This is a genomic window from Burkholderia sp. Tr-20355, assembly GCF_017104685.1.
Taxonomy (GTDB): Bacteria; Pseudomonadota; Gammaproteobacteria; order Burkholderiales; family Burkholderiaceae; genus Burkholderia; species Burkholderia seminalis.
This window is the reverse complement of the sequence record NZ_JAAGPK010000184.1, coordinates 1-14,641: the sequence shown is the minus strand read 5'-3', so window position 1 is coordinate 14,641 and position 14,641 is coordinate 1. Positions and strand designations below refer to the sequence as shown.

The window sequence follows — 14,641 nt, the reverse complement described above, 5'->3', positions numbered from 1 at the left end:
ACACATAAAGCGCTAAGAAACACGAACACTAATCCAATCACAGCCGCACGCGCTATCGTTGTAACAATCGGCGGACGACCCAGATCTACACTGACCTTAACACTCTTCCCCTACTAGACGCTCTCCCGATCCCAAGAGCGGCCAGCGGCAGCACGAAGCACACCGCGAGCAAGGCCGCGGCGGGCAGCGCGCCGAAGCGGCGCAGCACGCCGCGCGCGGGTAAGGAGGCCGGCATTCCGTGCCCCTTACTGGCCGAGCGTGGCCTGCGACCAGAGCTGGTCGACCTCGGCCTTGCGCGCCGCCGCCTTCGCGACATCGAGCGGGCGCACCTGCGGCGCGTTCGGCAGCTTCGCCGCGACCTCCGGTGCGACCGGCGTGCCGGGCACGGCCGGGCGCACGTAGCCTTGCGCGAACAGCGCCTGCCCGACGTCGCTCATCACCAGGTTGAGCCAGAGCTGCGCGGCCGACGGGTTCGGACCGTTCTTCACGAGACTCATCGCATAGGGCGCCGACACGCTGCCGTCCTGCGGAATCACGATGTCGGCCGCGTCGCCCATGCCGTCCGCGTACTTCGCCTTGAGTCCGTCGTTCTCGTAGCCGATCAGGATCGGGATCTCGCCCTTCACGAACTTCGCGTACGGCGTCGTGCCCTCGACGCGCAGCACGTTGCCGGCCTGCTTCAGCTTGCCGAAGAAGTCCGCGCCCGGCTTCGGGTTCTCGACGCTGCCGCCGTTCGCATACGCGGCCGCGAACACCGCGACCTGGCCCTGCCCCGTCGAGCGCGGATCGAGATAGACCACCGCGTTGCGGTACTCGGGCTTCAGCAGGTCGGACCAGCGCTGCGGCACGTTCTTGACGAGCTTCCGGTTGACGAGAAACGCGATGTTCAGCGAATGCACGGCGAACCAGCGGCCGTCGGTCGCGCGGAACACGCCCGGCAGCTTGTCGAAATTGACCGGCCGGAACGGCGCGACGACATCCTTGCCGGCCGCATCGAGCGCCGACGCCGCGAAGTAGTACGCGGTGTCGGCCTGCGGGCGGCGGCGCGACTTGTCGAGCGCGACGACGGTCGCGGCCGAGCCGATGTCGTTGTACGTGATCTCGACCTTCGGATAGCGCTTGCGGAATTCCGCGAACAGCGCCTTCCAGTTCGCCCATTCGGGGCCGGTGTCGAACGACACGACGAGCCCTTCGTCGGCCGCCTTCGCGTACAGCGCGTCTTCGCCCGGGTACAGCGGCGCGGCCTGCGCCGCCGCGCAAGAGAGCGCCGCGAGCGCACACAGCGCCAGCACGCGGGCGCGCATGGCTTTCACAAGAGGGGAGCCTGCAAGCATCGTGAATCTCCGTTAAACGAAAGGAATCAGTGCGCGTCCGGCGCTGCCGGCAGCACGAGCAGATGGCGCGGGTCGAGCGCGATGCTGCGCACGGCCGGCTCGCGCCCTTCGCACAGCAGCACGTCGGCCGAGCCGTCCGGAATGAAGTCGTAGCGCTGCGTCGCGCCGAAGTACCGCACGTCGCCGCGGCGGCCTTCGATGCGATTCGTGCTGTGCGCCGGCGGATCGGCCTGCACGTGCTCGGGCCGCACGAGCACCGCGATCGCGTCGCCCGGCCGATGCGCACCCGTTTCCGCACGCAGGGTCGCGAAACGCACGTCGATCTCGCCGTGCGCGCGCACCTGCCCGCGCAGCAGCGTCGAATGCCCGACGAAGCGCGCGACCTGCGCGGTGGCCGGGCGTTCGTACAGGTCGCGCGGCGTGCCGGCCTGGAGCACGCGGCCGCCGTCGACGATCGCGACGCGGTCGGCCATGCTCAGCGCTTCGTCCTGGTCGTGCGTGACGAACAGCGTCGTCGCGCCGCATGCGCGCTGCAGCGCGCGAATCTCGTCGCGCAGTTGGTGGCGGATGCCGGCATCGAGCGCCGCCAGCGGCTCGTCGAGCAGCAGCAGCTTCGGCTCGATCACGAGCGCCCGCGCGAGCGCGACGCGCTGCTGCTGGCCGCCGGACAGCATCGCGACGCCGCGCGTCGCATGGGCCGCCAGCCCGACCCGCTCGAGCATGTCGAGCGCGCGCCGGCGCCGCAGGTCGGCCGCCACGCCGCGCATGCGCAGCCCGTACGCGACGTTGTCGACGACCGACAGGTTCGGGAACAGCGCGTAATGCTGGAACACCATCCCCACTTCGCGACGCCACACGGGCACGCCGGCCACGTCGGCGCCGCCGATCGCGATGCGGCCGCGCCAGCCGTCGAGCAGCCCGGCCGCGAGCCTCAGCAGCGTGGATTTGCCGGAGCCGCTGCGCCCCATCACCGCGAGCAGTTCGCCCTGCGCGGCGGACAACGTGACGTCGTCGACGCCATGGCGGGCGCCCGGATACTGGAAACTGACGTGTTCGAATTCGAGACTCATGGATGACTCACTTCAGACGTTGCACGGTGCCGACGGACACGAGCGTCGCGAGCACCGCGAGCACGAGCAGCACGACGGTGGCCGCGCATGCCATCCCGGTCGCGCCGTAGAACGCCTGCAGCAGCACGATCGGATAATTCCGGTAGCGAAAGCCGGCGATCAGGTTCGAGATCTGGAATTCGCCGATCGACAGCGCCGCCACCATCACGAGGCCGGAAAACAGGCTGTGCCTCAGGTTCGGCAGCACGATCGTGACGAACTGGCGCAACGGCGGCGCGCCGAGCGTCGCCGCGCAAGCCTCGAGCCGCGCGAGGCCGAGGTGGCGCAGGTCGCCGAGCAGCGTCTGCAGCAGATACGGCAACGTCAGCACCGCGTGCGCCGCGATCATCAGCGGCAGCGTGCCGAGCCACGGCAGCGTGTCGCCGCTGAAGATCGCGATGTAGCCGAAACCGAGCGTCAGCGCCGGCACGGCGACCGGCATCAGCATCACGACGCGCGTCGCGAACCCGCCGCCGGCCTGCGCGCGATGATGCAGCGCGTACGCGAGCGGCAGGCCGATCACCGCGTTGAGCGCGCAGCACGCCAGCGCCACCATGAAGCTCACGCCGAACGCGCGGGTGAAGCTCCGGTTCGCGGCCAGGTCGGCAAACCAGTGTCCGGTGACACCCGAGGGCAGCAACGTGTTCGTCCACGATGCGCCCACCGAGCCGATCAGCAGCAACGCGATCGGCAGCAGCAGGTAGAGCGCGAACACCGCGAGCAGCGCCTGCAGCAGCAGGCGGCCGACACGCGGATGCGCTGTTCTGTTACGACGAATCGGAACACCGTCGGCCAATGCCGGGGCGGTTGACGGATGCATGAGCACACTCGCTGACGATCGGGGAAAACTTCGTGCGACGCCCGCCGGGCGAGGCCCGCTTGCGTTGTCGAAGCCGGCGCAGTGTGCGGTTTCGACATGGCATCGTCATGAAAAAAACGTAAAAAGCGCGCATCGACCTGTGCAAGGACGGAACAGCCCGCCATGAAGCACCTGTATCCGAACGTGGCGGAGCTGCACGCATTCGCCGCGTCCGCGAAGTACCTGAACTTCTCCTACGCGGCCCGCGAACTGGGCCTGACGCCGAGCGCGGTCAGCCGGCAGATCGCGAACCTCGAAGCGCTGTTCGGCGTGAAGCTGTTCGTGCGCGAGGGGCGCGGCCTCGCGCTCACACGGGCGGGCCAGGTGTATCACGCACGCGTCGTCGGGCCGTTGCGCGAAATCGGCAACGCGTCGATCGAGCTGCTGAGCGCGCGCGAGAACAGCGACCTGCTGACGATCGCGAGCGTGCCGACGTTCACGACCAAGTGGCTGCTGCCGCGCCTCACGCGCTTTCTCGCCGCCGCGCCGGGCGTCACGCTGAGCTTTCGCCGCCATCTCGCGCCCGGCGACGTGTTCCCGTTCGGACTCGACGCGGCGATCCGCTATGGCGACGGCGGATGGGAAGGGGTGCGCAGCGACTACCTGGGCGGGCGCACCTTCGTGCCCGTCTGCTCGCGCGAATTCGCCGCCCGGCATGCGCTGCATACGCCCGCCGATGCGGTCGCCGCACCGCGCCTCGTGCACGAACAGGCCGAAATCGCGTGGTCCGCGTGGGCGGAGCGTCATCGCGCGTCGCAGATGAACGCACTGGCCGGCCCGCGCTTCGAGCAGTATTCGGTGCTGATCCAGGCCGCGCAGGCCGGGCTCGGGATGGCCCTCGTGCCGCGTTTCCTGATTCTCGACAATCTCGCGGCGGGCACGCTGGTCGAGCCGTTCGACGCACCGGTCGACGTCGACGCGCAGGGGCATTACCTGTGTTACGCGCCGGAGCGCCTCGACACGAGCGAGGCGTTGAGACGGTTCAGGGACTGGATGCTGGACGAAGCCGGGCGCGCGTAGGGTCGCCCCACGCCGCCCTGAAAACGAGCGGCGCGCGCCGCCGCCCGGCCACGCGCGCTGCACCGGACGCCGCCCGGCGGCGGCATCCGGCCTGCCGCGTCAACGCCCGATACCGAGCCCCGGCAGCACGCGTGTGTTCTCGGCCACGACCGCATGCAGCAGGCGCGGGTCGGCGCCGAGCAGCGCGAGGATCGTCGGCGCGACCTGCTTCGTGCCCACGAGATCGTTCACGGTGCGCGCGCGATGGACGCCCGGATACGACACCAGCAGGCCGAGGTGGCTGTCGTCCGGCGCGTTGCCGCCGTGCTCCTCGTCCTTCTTCGTGCTCGACGTGTAGATCACGCCCGGATTCGGCTGGACGATGATGTCCGGCGTGCGGCCGTTGGCCGGATCGCCGAAGCGCTCGGCCAGCGCCGCGCCGTACAGGATGGACGCCTGCGCACCGTCCGCGCAGATCCCCGGCGCGTTGCAACCCAGGTTCGCCTTCAGCGTCTCGACCACGGCCGTGCGCTGGCTGCGGTCGCGCAGCCAGATCAGGCCGACGTCGTCGGTCTGCACGAAGCCCGTGCCGACCAGGCCGGAACCGTCGTTCAGGTTGCCCGTCGTCGTGCTGTTCTGGCCGAAGTTGCCGTTCGGGTCGAGGTAGTTGTTCGTTTCGAGCAGCTTCGTCAGCGTGTCGCCGTTCTTCACGAGCTTCGTGTGATCGGCCGGCGACTGGCCGTGCTTCGACGTGACGATCACGGCCGTCGACGTGTACAGGTTGGCCTGTTTCAGCGCCGCGACGATACGGCCGATCGCGTTGTCGACGTACGTGATCGCGTTCGCGACCTGCCCGTTCGGCGTGAAGTCGGCATCGAGATAGCCGCCGCCCTTCGCGACCGGCGACTTCTGCGCGACGCTGAGCGTCTGGAAGTTCGCGCCGAACAGCGTCGGCACCGGCGCGCTCTTCGTGCCGGTCGAGTCGCGGCCTTCGATCTGGTTGACCAGCGCCTGCACGTGCAGGTTGTCGAAGCGCGCGGTGTGCGAGTAGACATCCGTGTAGTCGGTGTTCGTCGCCGGGTCGATCGAGTTGATCTCGGTGCGCATCAGGTCGTCGACGCCGGTGCCCGACGGGCCGTTCAGCCAGTCGTAGCCCCACGCATGCTTGTCGGCCCACGCGGTGCGCGCGTTCGGCACGCCGGCCTTCACGGCTTCGAACACCGTGTTGGTCTTCACGTAGTTGTGCGGATAAACGGGCACGCACCGGCCGTTCACGCGCGCGTGCGGAATCGCCTGCGGGTTGAACGCGCCGCCGCCGTCGAGGTGCACGAGCTTGCCGCCGTCGATCGCGTCGATGCCGGTCGTTTCGTCGAACACGACGTTCCAGCCCTGTTTACCCGAGCATGTCGTATCGCTCGGCGCATACAGGTTGCGGTCATACGACACGTCGTAGAACAGGCCGGCCGTCTTCGGCGAGCCGCCCGTCACGAGCGCCGCGAGGCCCGGGAACGAATCCGACAGGCCCGGCGTATAGGCGTTCGCGTACGTCACGCCGCTCTTCGCGAGCACCGCGATGTTCGGGCACGTATTCGCGCCGATGCAGCGCGCGAGATCCTGCTCGTGCAGACCGTCGACGCTCAGCAGCAGCACGTGCTTCACGACGCGACCCGCATGGCCGTTGCCCTCGCCCTGGCTGTCGCCGTCCTGCTGCGCCGCATGCGCGCCCGCGCTTGCGAGCGTCAGCGCGCCCGCCACCATCACCGCCATGTTTCGTTGCTTGACGAACCTGGAAATCATCACCCCACCTCATCGATTGACGTTTGAACTGCACGACTTGCCATCCGGCGCGCAAAATATCGCCGGATCGTGCGGCGGTCGCATGAAGCGAGGCTTTCTGTTCTCTGTCAAACGTAACCAATCGCAAATGACAAGAATCGGTCGCAATACGCGGCCCTTGCGTGCGCCGACCCGTGCGGCCGGATTTTTTTTCGGCTTGGCCCGCGACTATTGGTGTGTGATAAAGGGTTTTCCCTGACCCGGAGCACGAGTATGTCGACCCTGGAAGCTCTCCGGTTCGTGCTGGACGATGCACGCACCCCCGAAATCATTCGCCACCACGTCGTCGACGCGCTGCAGTACGCGTTGCGCAACTACGGACAGGTGTTCACCGCGAAGGAAGTCGAATGGCTGACGCAGTGGGACGACGCGCGTCTGCCGCTGGCCGCGAGGAAGGAACTGGACAAGCGCGAACCGGCGATCGCCGCGCGCTGACAAAAAAAGCCGCCGCGCCCGACCGGTGCGGGCGCGGCGGCTGATCGCGGCAAGGCTTACTGCAGCCCGAAGTCGACGCGGGTCGTCGCGCCCTTGTCCGAGATGCCCTTCGCGTCGAGCTTCGGCGCGACGACGAACACGCGGCTCGAGTCGATCTTCCCGTCGAGGTACTGGCGCACGGCCTGCGCGCGCTGCTGCGCGAGCGCACGCAGCGCGTTGTCGTCGGCCGGCGCGTGATCGGCCAGCGCCTGCCTCATGTCCGCATCGGGCAGCGTCTTCTGCAGCCCGACCAGGTTGCGCGGCTTCTTGAAGTCGGCGGCCTTGTACGCGCGCGTCAGGTACTTCGAGTATTCGGCCTTGTCGACCTTCACCGACATCGGATCGATGCTCTCGCCCTGGCCGACCACGTCCTTCAGCTTCTGCTGGCGCACCAGACGCTCGACGTACGCGTCGCGCAGCCCCGGCGTGTCCTGCGCGGGATCGACGCGGCCGATCAGGTCGAGCCGGATCGACGACTTCTCGGTCAGCATCTTCACGACGGTGTCGAGCTTCTTCTGCTGCGCGTCGGTCAGCTCGTACGAACCCGGCGCGAACTCGACGTAACCGAGATCCTCGCCGCCGCCGCCGAACGCGTTCGCGAGCAGCGTGAACGGCGACGTGACGGCCTTCGCGATCAGGTTCAGCACCGCGTGCCAGATCAGCCCGCCGACGCTGAATTCCGGATTCGACAGCGACCCCGACACCGGCAGGTTCACGTCGATCTGGCCGCGCGTGTTCTTCAGCAGCGAAATCGCGAGCTTCACCGGCAGCTTCGTCGCGGTGTCGTTCTCGACGCGGTCGCCGAACGTCAGCTGGTCGATGAAGATGTGGTTGTTCGCCGACAGCTGGTCGTTCGCGAGCTGGTAATGCAGGTCGACGTTGAGCTTGCCCTTCGTGATCGGATAACCGGCGTATTTCGCCGAGTACGGCGTCAGGTTGGTCAGCTCGATGTCGTGCGCGGTGGCCGTCAGGTCGAGCGCCGGCTTCTCGATCAGCGGGTTCACCGACCCCTTGATCGAGATCGGGCCGTTGCCCGCGAGGTTCGCGGCCACGTCGACCGGCGCGGACGTCGTCGAATCCGTGCCGAACGCGCCGACCGTGCCCTTGATCGCGACGAGGTTCGCCGTGTAGTTCGGCTTGATGAAGTTGTCCGTGTAGGTCACGCGGCCGTCCTGCAGCACGAGCTGGCCGAAGTGCATCCGCACCGGGTTCTGCGGCTGCGGTGCGGCCTTCACGACCACCGTCGCCGACGCGGCCTGCGCGGCGGCGGGCGGCGTCACGCCCGGCGACAGCGGCACCGGTTCGCCCTTGCTCGCGTCGCGCGTGAGCGACTGCGCCGGGCCCGTCTCCTTCGCGACCACGTCCTTCAGGTTCAGCCGCCCCTGCGCATCGAGCAGCACGCGGCCGTAGAAGTTCGAGAACGTCACGCGCGCGGCGTCGACATCGGTGCCCTTCTCGTCGTAGTTCGCCTTCAGGTTCGACAGCGCGAGCGAGCGCCAGCCCGCGAACGGGTCGGACGTCGCCTTGTCGAGCATCCGCACGTCGACCAGCGCGACGTCGCCGCGATAGGTTGCGCGCGGCGTGTCCTTCACCTGCGCGAACGTCAGGTTGCCCTGCGCGTTGAGCAGCGCGCTCGCGATCGTCGCGTTCAGTGCGCTGCCGAAGTACGGCTCGAACGCGGCCGCATCCAGCCGGTTGCCGTTGATCTTCAGGCCGAGCTTGAGCGGCTGCGCGGTCACGTCGCCCGTCACGTTCAGCGAACCCTTGCGGTTCAGCGTCGCCTTCAGCTGCACGGGCAGCGGTTTCGTCATGTCGTCGCTCAGCTTCTGCACCGACAGCTCCAGCGGCTTGATCGCCAGCTTCACCGGGCGCGGCGTCGACAGGTCGGTGAAGTTCGCGGACGCATCCTTCACGTTCAGCGCGTCGATCCGGTAGTGCCACGTCGGCGCGGCGGCCGCGGCCTTGCGCGCGACCGTGCGCTTCGGCACGGCCGCCTGCGCGGGTTCGGCCAGCGCCGCGAGGTCGATCTTGCCGTCCTTCAGGCGCTTCACGTCGAGTGCCAGCCCGCTCGCGTCGACGCTCGCGATCTCCACGGTGCGCGCGGCAACGTCGACCTTCGCGATCTTCGCGCTCGCGTCGGGCAGCACGATCGCGGCCGCCTTGTTGTCGGGTGCGGCAATCTTCAGCGTTTTCAGGCTGACCGAGCTGTCGGCGACTTCCGCCGCGAGCGGCGTCTTGCCCCAGTCGGTCTTCGCGTTGACGGTCGCGCCGAGCGTGCCGTCGAGCACGCGCGCGCGCGTCGCCTCGCCGAGGTACGGCTGCAGCGCCGGCAGCGCGAGCGCGGCGACCGTCAGCTTCGTGTCGGCCTGCTTCGCCGCGAGACTGAACGCGCCTTCGGCCGTCAGGTCGCCGCCGCGCGACAGCGACGTCGACACCGTGTATTTCGCGGGCGTCTTGCCCAGCAGCGAGAAGCCGTCGAGCGTCGCGGCGAGCTTCGTCAGCGAGATCGCGGTCGGCGTCGCCGGCACGCGGTCGTCGACGTTGACCGTGCCGCCGTCGATCGCGAAATGACGGATCGTCAGGTCGAGCGGCGGCGCTTCCTTCGCGGCGGCGGCGGCGGTGTCGGCCTTCGCGCCGCTGGCCGCGGCGACCGCGGCACCGGAAGCGGCGGCAGCGCCCGACGCGGCCGGCTTGCCGGCTTCGGCCTTCGGCGCGGCGGCCGGCTGCGCGGCGAGCTTCTCGACGTTCAGCACACCCTGCTTGTCGCGCGACAGGTCGACCACCGGCTGGTCGATCCTGATCTCGTCGAAGTGCATCGCGTTGCGCAGCGGCTCGAGGCTGGCCGCCGCGACGTGGACGCCGCGCGCGGCGAACAGCGGCGCGGACGCGAGGTCCGTCACCTTCGCGTCGTTCAGGTCGACGGTGCCCGACACGCGCAGCGCGGGCGTCTCGCCGCTCATCACGAAATTGACCGTGAGGTTGCTGCTCAGCAGGCCGCTCGTCACGGCCACCGGCAGCTTCGCCGGCACGTACGAGATCAGCTTCGGCACGTCGAGGCGGTCGAACTTCAGCGCGACCTCCGATTCGCGCGACTGCGCGAACGGCTTGGTCTTGCCGTCGATCGAGATCGGGCTGCCGTCGAAGCGCGCGCGCAGCTTCGGCTCGACGAAGATGTCGGTCTTCGAGGCCAGCGTCGCGATATACGGGATTCCGAGCGTCCAGTTGTCGACCACGTGCTTCTCATTCAGCAGGCGGTCGTCGAAGTCGATCCGGCCGTCGTTGACCTGGATGTTCGACACCGAAAACTGCGTCGGCTTGCTGTCGGGCTTCGGCGACGGCCCGGAGGAGAACTTCTCGATCAGGTCGGTGAAGTTGAAGCGCTGCGCGTCGTAGCGGACGACGTGAAAGCGCGGCGAATCGAGCCGGATTTCGTTGACGATCGGCGCGCCGCGGAACAGCGACGACCACGACGGCCTCACGACGAGCTTGCCGATGTCGATGAAGTCGCCCTGGCCGCCGCGCTCGCCGAGGTGGATGCCGTCGGCCTCGAGGTTCAGCGTGTACGGGTTCAGTGCGATGCGCTGGATCGTGGCCGGCCGGTCGAGCTGCTTGCTCAGTTGCTGTTCGGCGACGTGGCGGATCAGCGGCGGCGCCGCGAAGAACCCGAGCAGTCCGAACAATACGAGGAAGATCAGCACGCCGATGCCGATACGCCGGGCCCGGCGCGAGCGTGCAATGCCACCGAGGGCATGGAGGGTCGAGGGTACGGTTTCTTTGTCTGCGCTTGCCATGCTTGAATGCCTCGGGAATGGATGCCGGGCCGCGCCGGACAACCGGGCGGCCGCGCACGCTATCCCGAAAGTATAGGCTCAGGTGATGACGGTACGAGGGTCGGATGCGGCCGCCGCGCCCGCGGGTCGGACAACCGCGGCGGTCAACCGTTCATTTCCGGACGACGACGGGCGGCATCCACGTGCCGTCGCTTGCCTGCGGCTTCGGTGCGTACAGGCGCAACGCGAGCGCGAAATCGGTGCGCGGCGCCGGCAGCCAGTTGCCCGCATGCGCGGCGCCCGGCGACGCCGATACGACGATGTCGATCGAGCCGTCGTGGTTGCGGCGCAGCCGGTCGCGATCGCCGAGCGAGCGGCGCGCCGACCCGACGTCGGGCAGCGCGCCGCTCGTCGTATAGGGCGTGAGCGTCCAGAATGCGCGCACCGGCGGCAGCGCACCCGGCGCGAAATGCAGCACGTAGCGGTTCGCGCCGTTCAGCGCATGGCCGTCGCTGTCGACGCGGACGACCGCGAGCGTCTCGTCGTCGCGCGTCGCGGTGCCGAACTGCGTGTAGGCCGCATAGGCGCGCAGCGCGTAGTCCTGGCCGTACTTGCCGGCCGTGTCGCCGATCCAGCTCCAGCCGTTCGCGTTCAGCAGGTTCGACGGCGGCGTCACGAGCCGCGCGCGCGCCTCGGCCACGCCGGCCGTCGCGGCCGTGAGGCGGTCGCCCGTCCACAGCACCGGATAGCCGGCCGTCACGCCGATGTCCCCGAGGAGTTCCTGCGCATGCGCGTCGTCGGCCGGCGCCGGGTTGTCCTGCAGCGCCTGCGCGAAGCGCGTGAAGAACGCCTTCGGGTCGAGCGCGGCCACCTGCTCGGCCGGCGTGCCGCCGCTCACTGCTTCGGCCGGCGCACTGCCCGCATGGACCGCGACCGACGCGCCGCGCGCGGCACCCGTGTAAACAGACAGCGGCACCACGCGAATCGCGCGCTGCAGTTTCTTCACGTTCGTCAGGTCGCGCCCGCCGCTCGTCTGCAGCCGCACTTCGAGCCATGCGTTGGCGGACGGCACGTCGACCCGCAGCGCGCCCTTCGGCAGCGTGCCCTGCCAGTCCTTCGCGGCGAAGGCAATCGTTTGCGCCCGCGCGCCGCCGCGGGCACCCCGCGCCGCGACGCTCGACGACGACCACAACACGTTCGTCCACATGTCCAGTGCGCGCGCGTCCCAGTAGCGGCCGCGGGTATCGGGCAGCGTGACGATCACGGGTTCGGCGGCGACGTCGAGCCAGCCGGTCGAATCGAGCGTGTCGACGCCCGGCAGCGGCGGATTGACCGCGCCGACGGGCGGCAGCGCCTGTGCGTGGCGCAGCGTGTTGAGCGGCGCCTGCCCCGGTTGCGCGCCGTCGCCGCCCGTCGCCGCTTCCTTCGCGACGTCCATCAGCACGAGCGGATACGCATAGACATAGGAGTCGGCGACTTCGGCGCGCATCCAGCCGGTTTTCCGCTGGATCGCGTCCGGTTGCGACGCGCACCCCGCGAGCACCACCGCCATGGCCAGCGACGCGCACGCGCGCCGCAGCGAAACTGATTCCTGCAGGTTTTCAATCATCGATTACTGGCCGAATATCGTTCTTTTGAGTCAACGCCTTGTTCGTCTCGCGAACGGCGAATGCAAGGCACCCCAGCCTGCCCGGATGCCGTTTTGCAACGTTTCGCAACGGTGGGCGCTGATGTCAGGCCGGTATCATAGCGCCTAAGGGCATCCCCCAATATGCCGAATAACGGGTCGGGCGGTAGTTCGAGCGCGATCGGCACGGGCGGCGCTGGCTCGGAGTGATCCAACCCCCATTCAAATGATGGATGAGACCGTCGCAGACGCTTGACCTTGCCATCATGGGAATGTTGATACTGGAATCATTCGCGGCACGAACCGCGTTTCTGGGGAATCCGACATGACTGAACCACTTGCCTCCGCGGCGCTGCAAACGATCGAACTGAGCGTCGACGGCATGCATTGCGGCGGCTGCACGGGCCGCGTGCAGCGCGCGCTGGCCGCCGTGCCGGGCGTCGTCGATGCGGTAGTCGATCTCGACACGCACACGGCGACGGTGACCGCGCAGGACACGGTCGAGCCCGGCCGGCTCGTCGACGCAATCGGCGAGGCCGGCTACCGTGCGGCGGTGCGCGACGCGACGCTCGAAGCCGGCGCGACGACGCACGCGGCTCACGGGTTGCATGAGGACACGCCGTCCGCGGCAGCGACGGCGCGTGCTCCGGCGGCCACGATCGAACTCGATATCGATGGAATGACCTGCGCGTCGTGCGTATCGCGCGTCGAAAAGGCACTGGCCAACGTGCCGGGCGTCACGCGCGCGTCGGTCAACCTCGCGACCGAACGTGCCACCGTCGACGCAGCGGCGGGCGTCTCCGCGTCGCAACTGGCGGCTGCCGTGAAGCAGGCCGGTTATGGCGCGACGCCGACGGCGCCCGATATCGCCATTCCGAGCGCCGCCCCCGCCACGCCTGCCAGCATCGAACTCGATATCGACGGGATGACCTGCGCGTCGTGCGTGTCGCGCGTCGAAAAGGCGCTGGCCAACGTGCCCGGCGTCACGCGCGCGTCGGTCAACCTCGCGACCGAACGTGCCACCGTCGACGCGGCGGCGGGCGTTTCGGCATCGCAACTGGCGGATGCCGTGAAGCAGGCCGGCTATGGCGCGACGCCGGTCGCCGTCGCCGCGCCGGCCGCAGCCTCGCCCGCCTCCGCCGACCTCGAACTCGAGATCGGCGGCATGACCTGCGCGTCGTGCGCCGGCCGCGTCGAAAAGGCGCTGGCCGCCGTTCCGGGCGTCGCACGCGCGTCCGTCAATCTCGCGACCGAGCGCGCATCGGTGCACGGCGCCGGCGCACTCGACGCCGCCACGCTGATCGCGGCGGTCACCACGGCCGGCTACCAGGCATCGCTCGTCGCCGCGCCGTCGGCCGGCGCACCGGCCGGCGCAGACGCGCAACCGGCCCGCCCCGCGCAGGATGCCGATGCACGCAAGCGCCGCGAAGCCATCCGCGAACGCAACCTCGTGATCGGGTCCGCCGTGCTGAGCGCGCCGCTCATCGCGCCGATGCTCGTCGCGCCGTTCGGCATCGATCTGATGTTGCCGGGCTGGCTCCAGCTCGTGCTCGCATCGATCGTCCAGTTCGGCTTCGGCGCGCGCTTCTACCGCGCGGCCTGGCACGCGGTGAAGGCGCGCACCGGCAACATGGACCTGCTCGTCGCGCTCGGCACGTCGGCCGCCTATGGCTTGAGCCTGTGGATGCTGCTGCGCGATCCCGCGCATCCCGGCCATCTGTATTTCGAGGCATCGGCCGTGATCGTCACGCTCGTGCGCTTCGGCAAATGGCTCGAATCGCGCGCGAAGCGCCAGACCACCGAGGCGATCCGCGCGCTGAACGCGCTGCGGCCCGACCGTGCGCGCGTCGTCGAGCACGGCGTCGAACGCGACGTGCCGCTGGCGCAGGTGCGCGTCGGCACGCAGGTCAGCATCCGGCCGGGCGAGCGCGTGCCCGTCGACGGCCGGATCGTGTCGGGCCGCTCGCACATCGACGAATCGCTGATCACCGGCGAAAGCCTGCCCGTGCCGAAGGACGACGGCGACCCCGTCACGGCCGGCTCGATCAATGGCGAAGGCGCGCTCGTCGTCGCAACCACCGCGATCGGCGCGGAAACGACGCTTGCCCGCATCATCCGCCTCGTCGAATCCGCGCAGGCCGAGAAGGCGCCGATCCAGCGGCTCGTCGATCGCGTCAGCGAAGTGTTCGTGCCGGCGATCCTCGGCATCGCCATGCTGACGCTGGTCGGCTGGCTGATCGCCGGCGCCGGGACGGAAACCGCGATCCTCAACGCGGTCGCGGTGCTCGTGATCGCCTGCCCGTGCGCGCTCGGCCTCGCGACGCCCGCCGCGATCATGGCCGGCACGGGCGTCGCGGCCCGGCACGGCGTGCTGATCAAGGACGCGCAGGCGCTCGAACTCGCGCAGCGCACGACCGTGATCGCCTTCGACAAGACCGGCACGCTGACCGAAGGCAAGCCGTCCGTGACGGCGTTCGACGCCGTCGGCGTGCCGCGCGACGAAGCGCTCGCGCTCGCGGCGGCGGTGCAGCGCCAGAGCGACCACCCGCTCGCGCGTGCCGTGGTCGCCGCACACGATGCGGGCGTTGCCGCGCGCGGCGACACGACGGATCGGAAGAGCGGCGTGGAGGGAA

9 protein-coding genes are annotated in these 14,641 nt (G+C 69.3%); 3 read left to right on the top strand and 6 right to left on the bottom strand.

Going from position 1 to position 14,641, the window contains the following annotated elements:
* Positions 1 to 245 precede the first annotated feature (245 nt).
* The 3 genes from G3N62_RS29935 to G3N62_RS29925 are packed head-to-tail and all read right to left on the bottom strand — an operon-like array spanning position 246 to position 3,263.
* Entirely contained in the window at positions 246 to 1,334 is a 1,089-nt protein-coding gene (locus G3N62_RS29935) for an extracellular solute-binding protein (protein ID WP_034187686.1), read from the bottom strand.
* A gap of 26 nt (positions 1,335 to 1,360) precedes the next feature.
* Entirely contained in the window at positions 1,361 to 2,404 is a 1,044-nt protein-coding gene (locus G3N62_RS29930; protein ID WP_034187685.1) for an ABC transporter ATP-binding protein, read from the bottom strand.
* A 7-nt stretch (positions 2,405 to 2,411) separates the two neighbouring features.
* The gene (locus tag G3N62_RS29925; RefSeq protein ID WP_059559093.1) at positions 2,412 to 3,263 is read right to left on the bottom strand and encodes an ABC transporter permease subunit; all 852 of its coding nucleotides are present in this window, start codon (positions 3,261 to 3,263) and stop codon (positions 2,412 to 2,414) included.
* A gap of 162 nt (positions 3,264 to 3,425) precedes the next feature.
* Here G3N62_RS29925 and G3N62_RS29920 point away from each other — a divergent pair, with 162 nt between their 5' ends.
* Positions 3,426 to 4,322, top strand: a complete 897-nt coding sequence (locus G3N62_RS29920; protein WP_124670392.1) for a LysR substrate-binding domain-containing protein — start codon at positions 3,426 to 3,428, stop codon at positions 4,320 to 4,322.
* A 99-nt stretch (positions 4,323 to 4,421) separates the two neighbouring features.
* On the opposite strand, the gene G3N62_RS29915 is transcribed toward G3N62_RS29920, so the two are convergent.
* Positions 4,422 to 6,098: an alkaline phosphatase family protein gene (locus G3N62_RS29915; protein ID WP_124670393.1), complete on the bottom strand. Its 1,677-nt coding sequence runs from the start codon at positions 6,096 to 6,098 to the stop codon at positions 4,422 to 4,424.
* 252 nt (positions 6,099 to 6,350) lie between these two features.
* On the opposite strand from G3N62_RS29915, the gene G3N62_RS29910 reads away from it, so the two are divergent.
* The gene (locus G3N62_RS29910) at positions 6,351 to 6,572 is read left to right on the top strand and encodes a hypothetical protein (RefSeq protein ID WP_034187681.1); all 222 of its coding nucleotides are present in this window, start codon (positions 6,351 to 6,353) and stop codon (positions 6,570 to 6,572) included.
* 56 nt (positions 6,573 to 6,628) lie between these two features.
* Here the strand turns inward: G3N62_RS29910 and G3N62_RS29905 are convergent, their stop codons facing one another.
* Together G3N62_RS29905 and G3N62_RS29900 are read right to left on the bottom strand one after the other, a co-directional pair.
* Complete coding sequence (locus G3N62_RS29905; protein ID WP_124670395.1) at positions 6,629 to 10,402, bottom strand: DUF748 domain-containing protein; 3,774 nt, start codon at positions 10,400 to 10,402, stop codon at positions 6,629 to 6,631.
* A 151-nt stretch (positions 10,403 to 10,553) separates the two neighbouring features.
* Entirely contained in the window at positions 10,554 to 11,990 is a 1,437-nt protein-coding gene (locus tag G3N62_RS29900; protein WP_124608516.1) for a DUF1254 domain-containing protein, read from the bottom strand.
* A gap of 343 nt (positions 11,991 to 12,333) precedes the next feature.
* Between G3N62_RS29900 and G3N62_RS29895 the strand changes: the two genes are divergently transcribed.
* Positions 12,334 to 14,641: heavy metal translocating P-type ATPase (locus tag G3N62_RS29895; RefSeq protein ID WP_206141385.1), on the top strand; the 2,308-nt coding region annotated here is incomplete at its 3' end.

Coding starts and splice junctions, on each gene's coding strand:
- G3N62_RS29935 (WP_034187686.1), bottom strand. CDS start 1,334: ATGCTTGCAGGCTCCCCTCTTGTGAAAGCCATGCGCGCCCGCGTGCTG.
- G3N62_RS29930 (WP_034187685.1), bottom strand. CDS start 2,404: ATGAGTCTCGAATTCGAACACGTCAGTTTCCAGTATCCGGGCGCCCGC.
- G3N62_RS29925 (WP_059559093.1), bottom strand. CDS start 3,263: ATGCATCCGTCAACCGCCCCGGCATTGGCCGACGGTGTTCCGATTCGT.
- G3N62_RS29920 (WP_124670392.1), top strand. CDS start 3,426: ATGAAGCACCTGTATCCGAACGTGGCGGAGCTGCACGCATTCGCCGCG.
- G3N62_RS29915 (WP_124670393.1), bottom strand. CDS start 6,098: ATGATTTCCAGGTTCGTCAAGCAACGAAACATGGCGGTGATGGTGGCG.
- G3N62_RS29910 (WP_034187681.1), top strand. CDS start 6,351: ATGTCGACCCTGGAAGCTCTCCGGTTCGTGCTGGACGATGCACGCACC.
- G3N62_RS29905 (WP_124670395.1), bottom strand. CDS start 10,402: ATGGCAAGCGCAGACAAAGAAACCGTACCCTCGACCCTCCATGCCCTC.
- G3N62_RS29900 (WP_124608516.1), bottom strand. CDS start 11,990: ATGATTGAAAACCTGCAGGAATCAGTTTCGCTGCGGCGCGCGTGCGCG.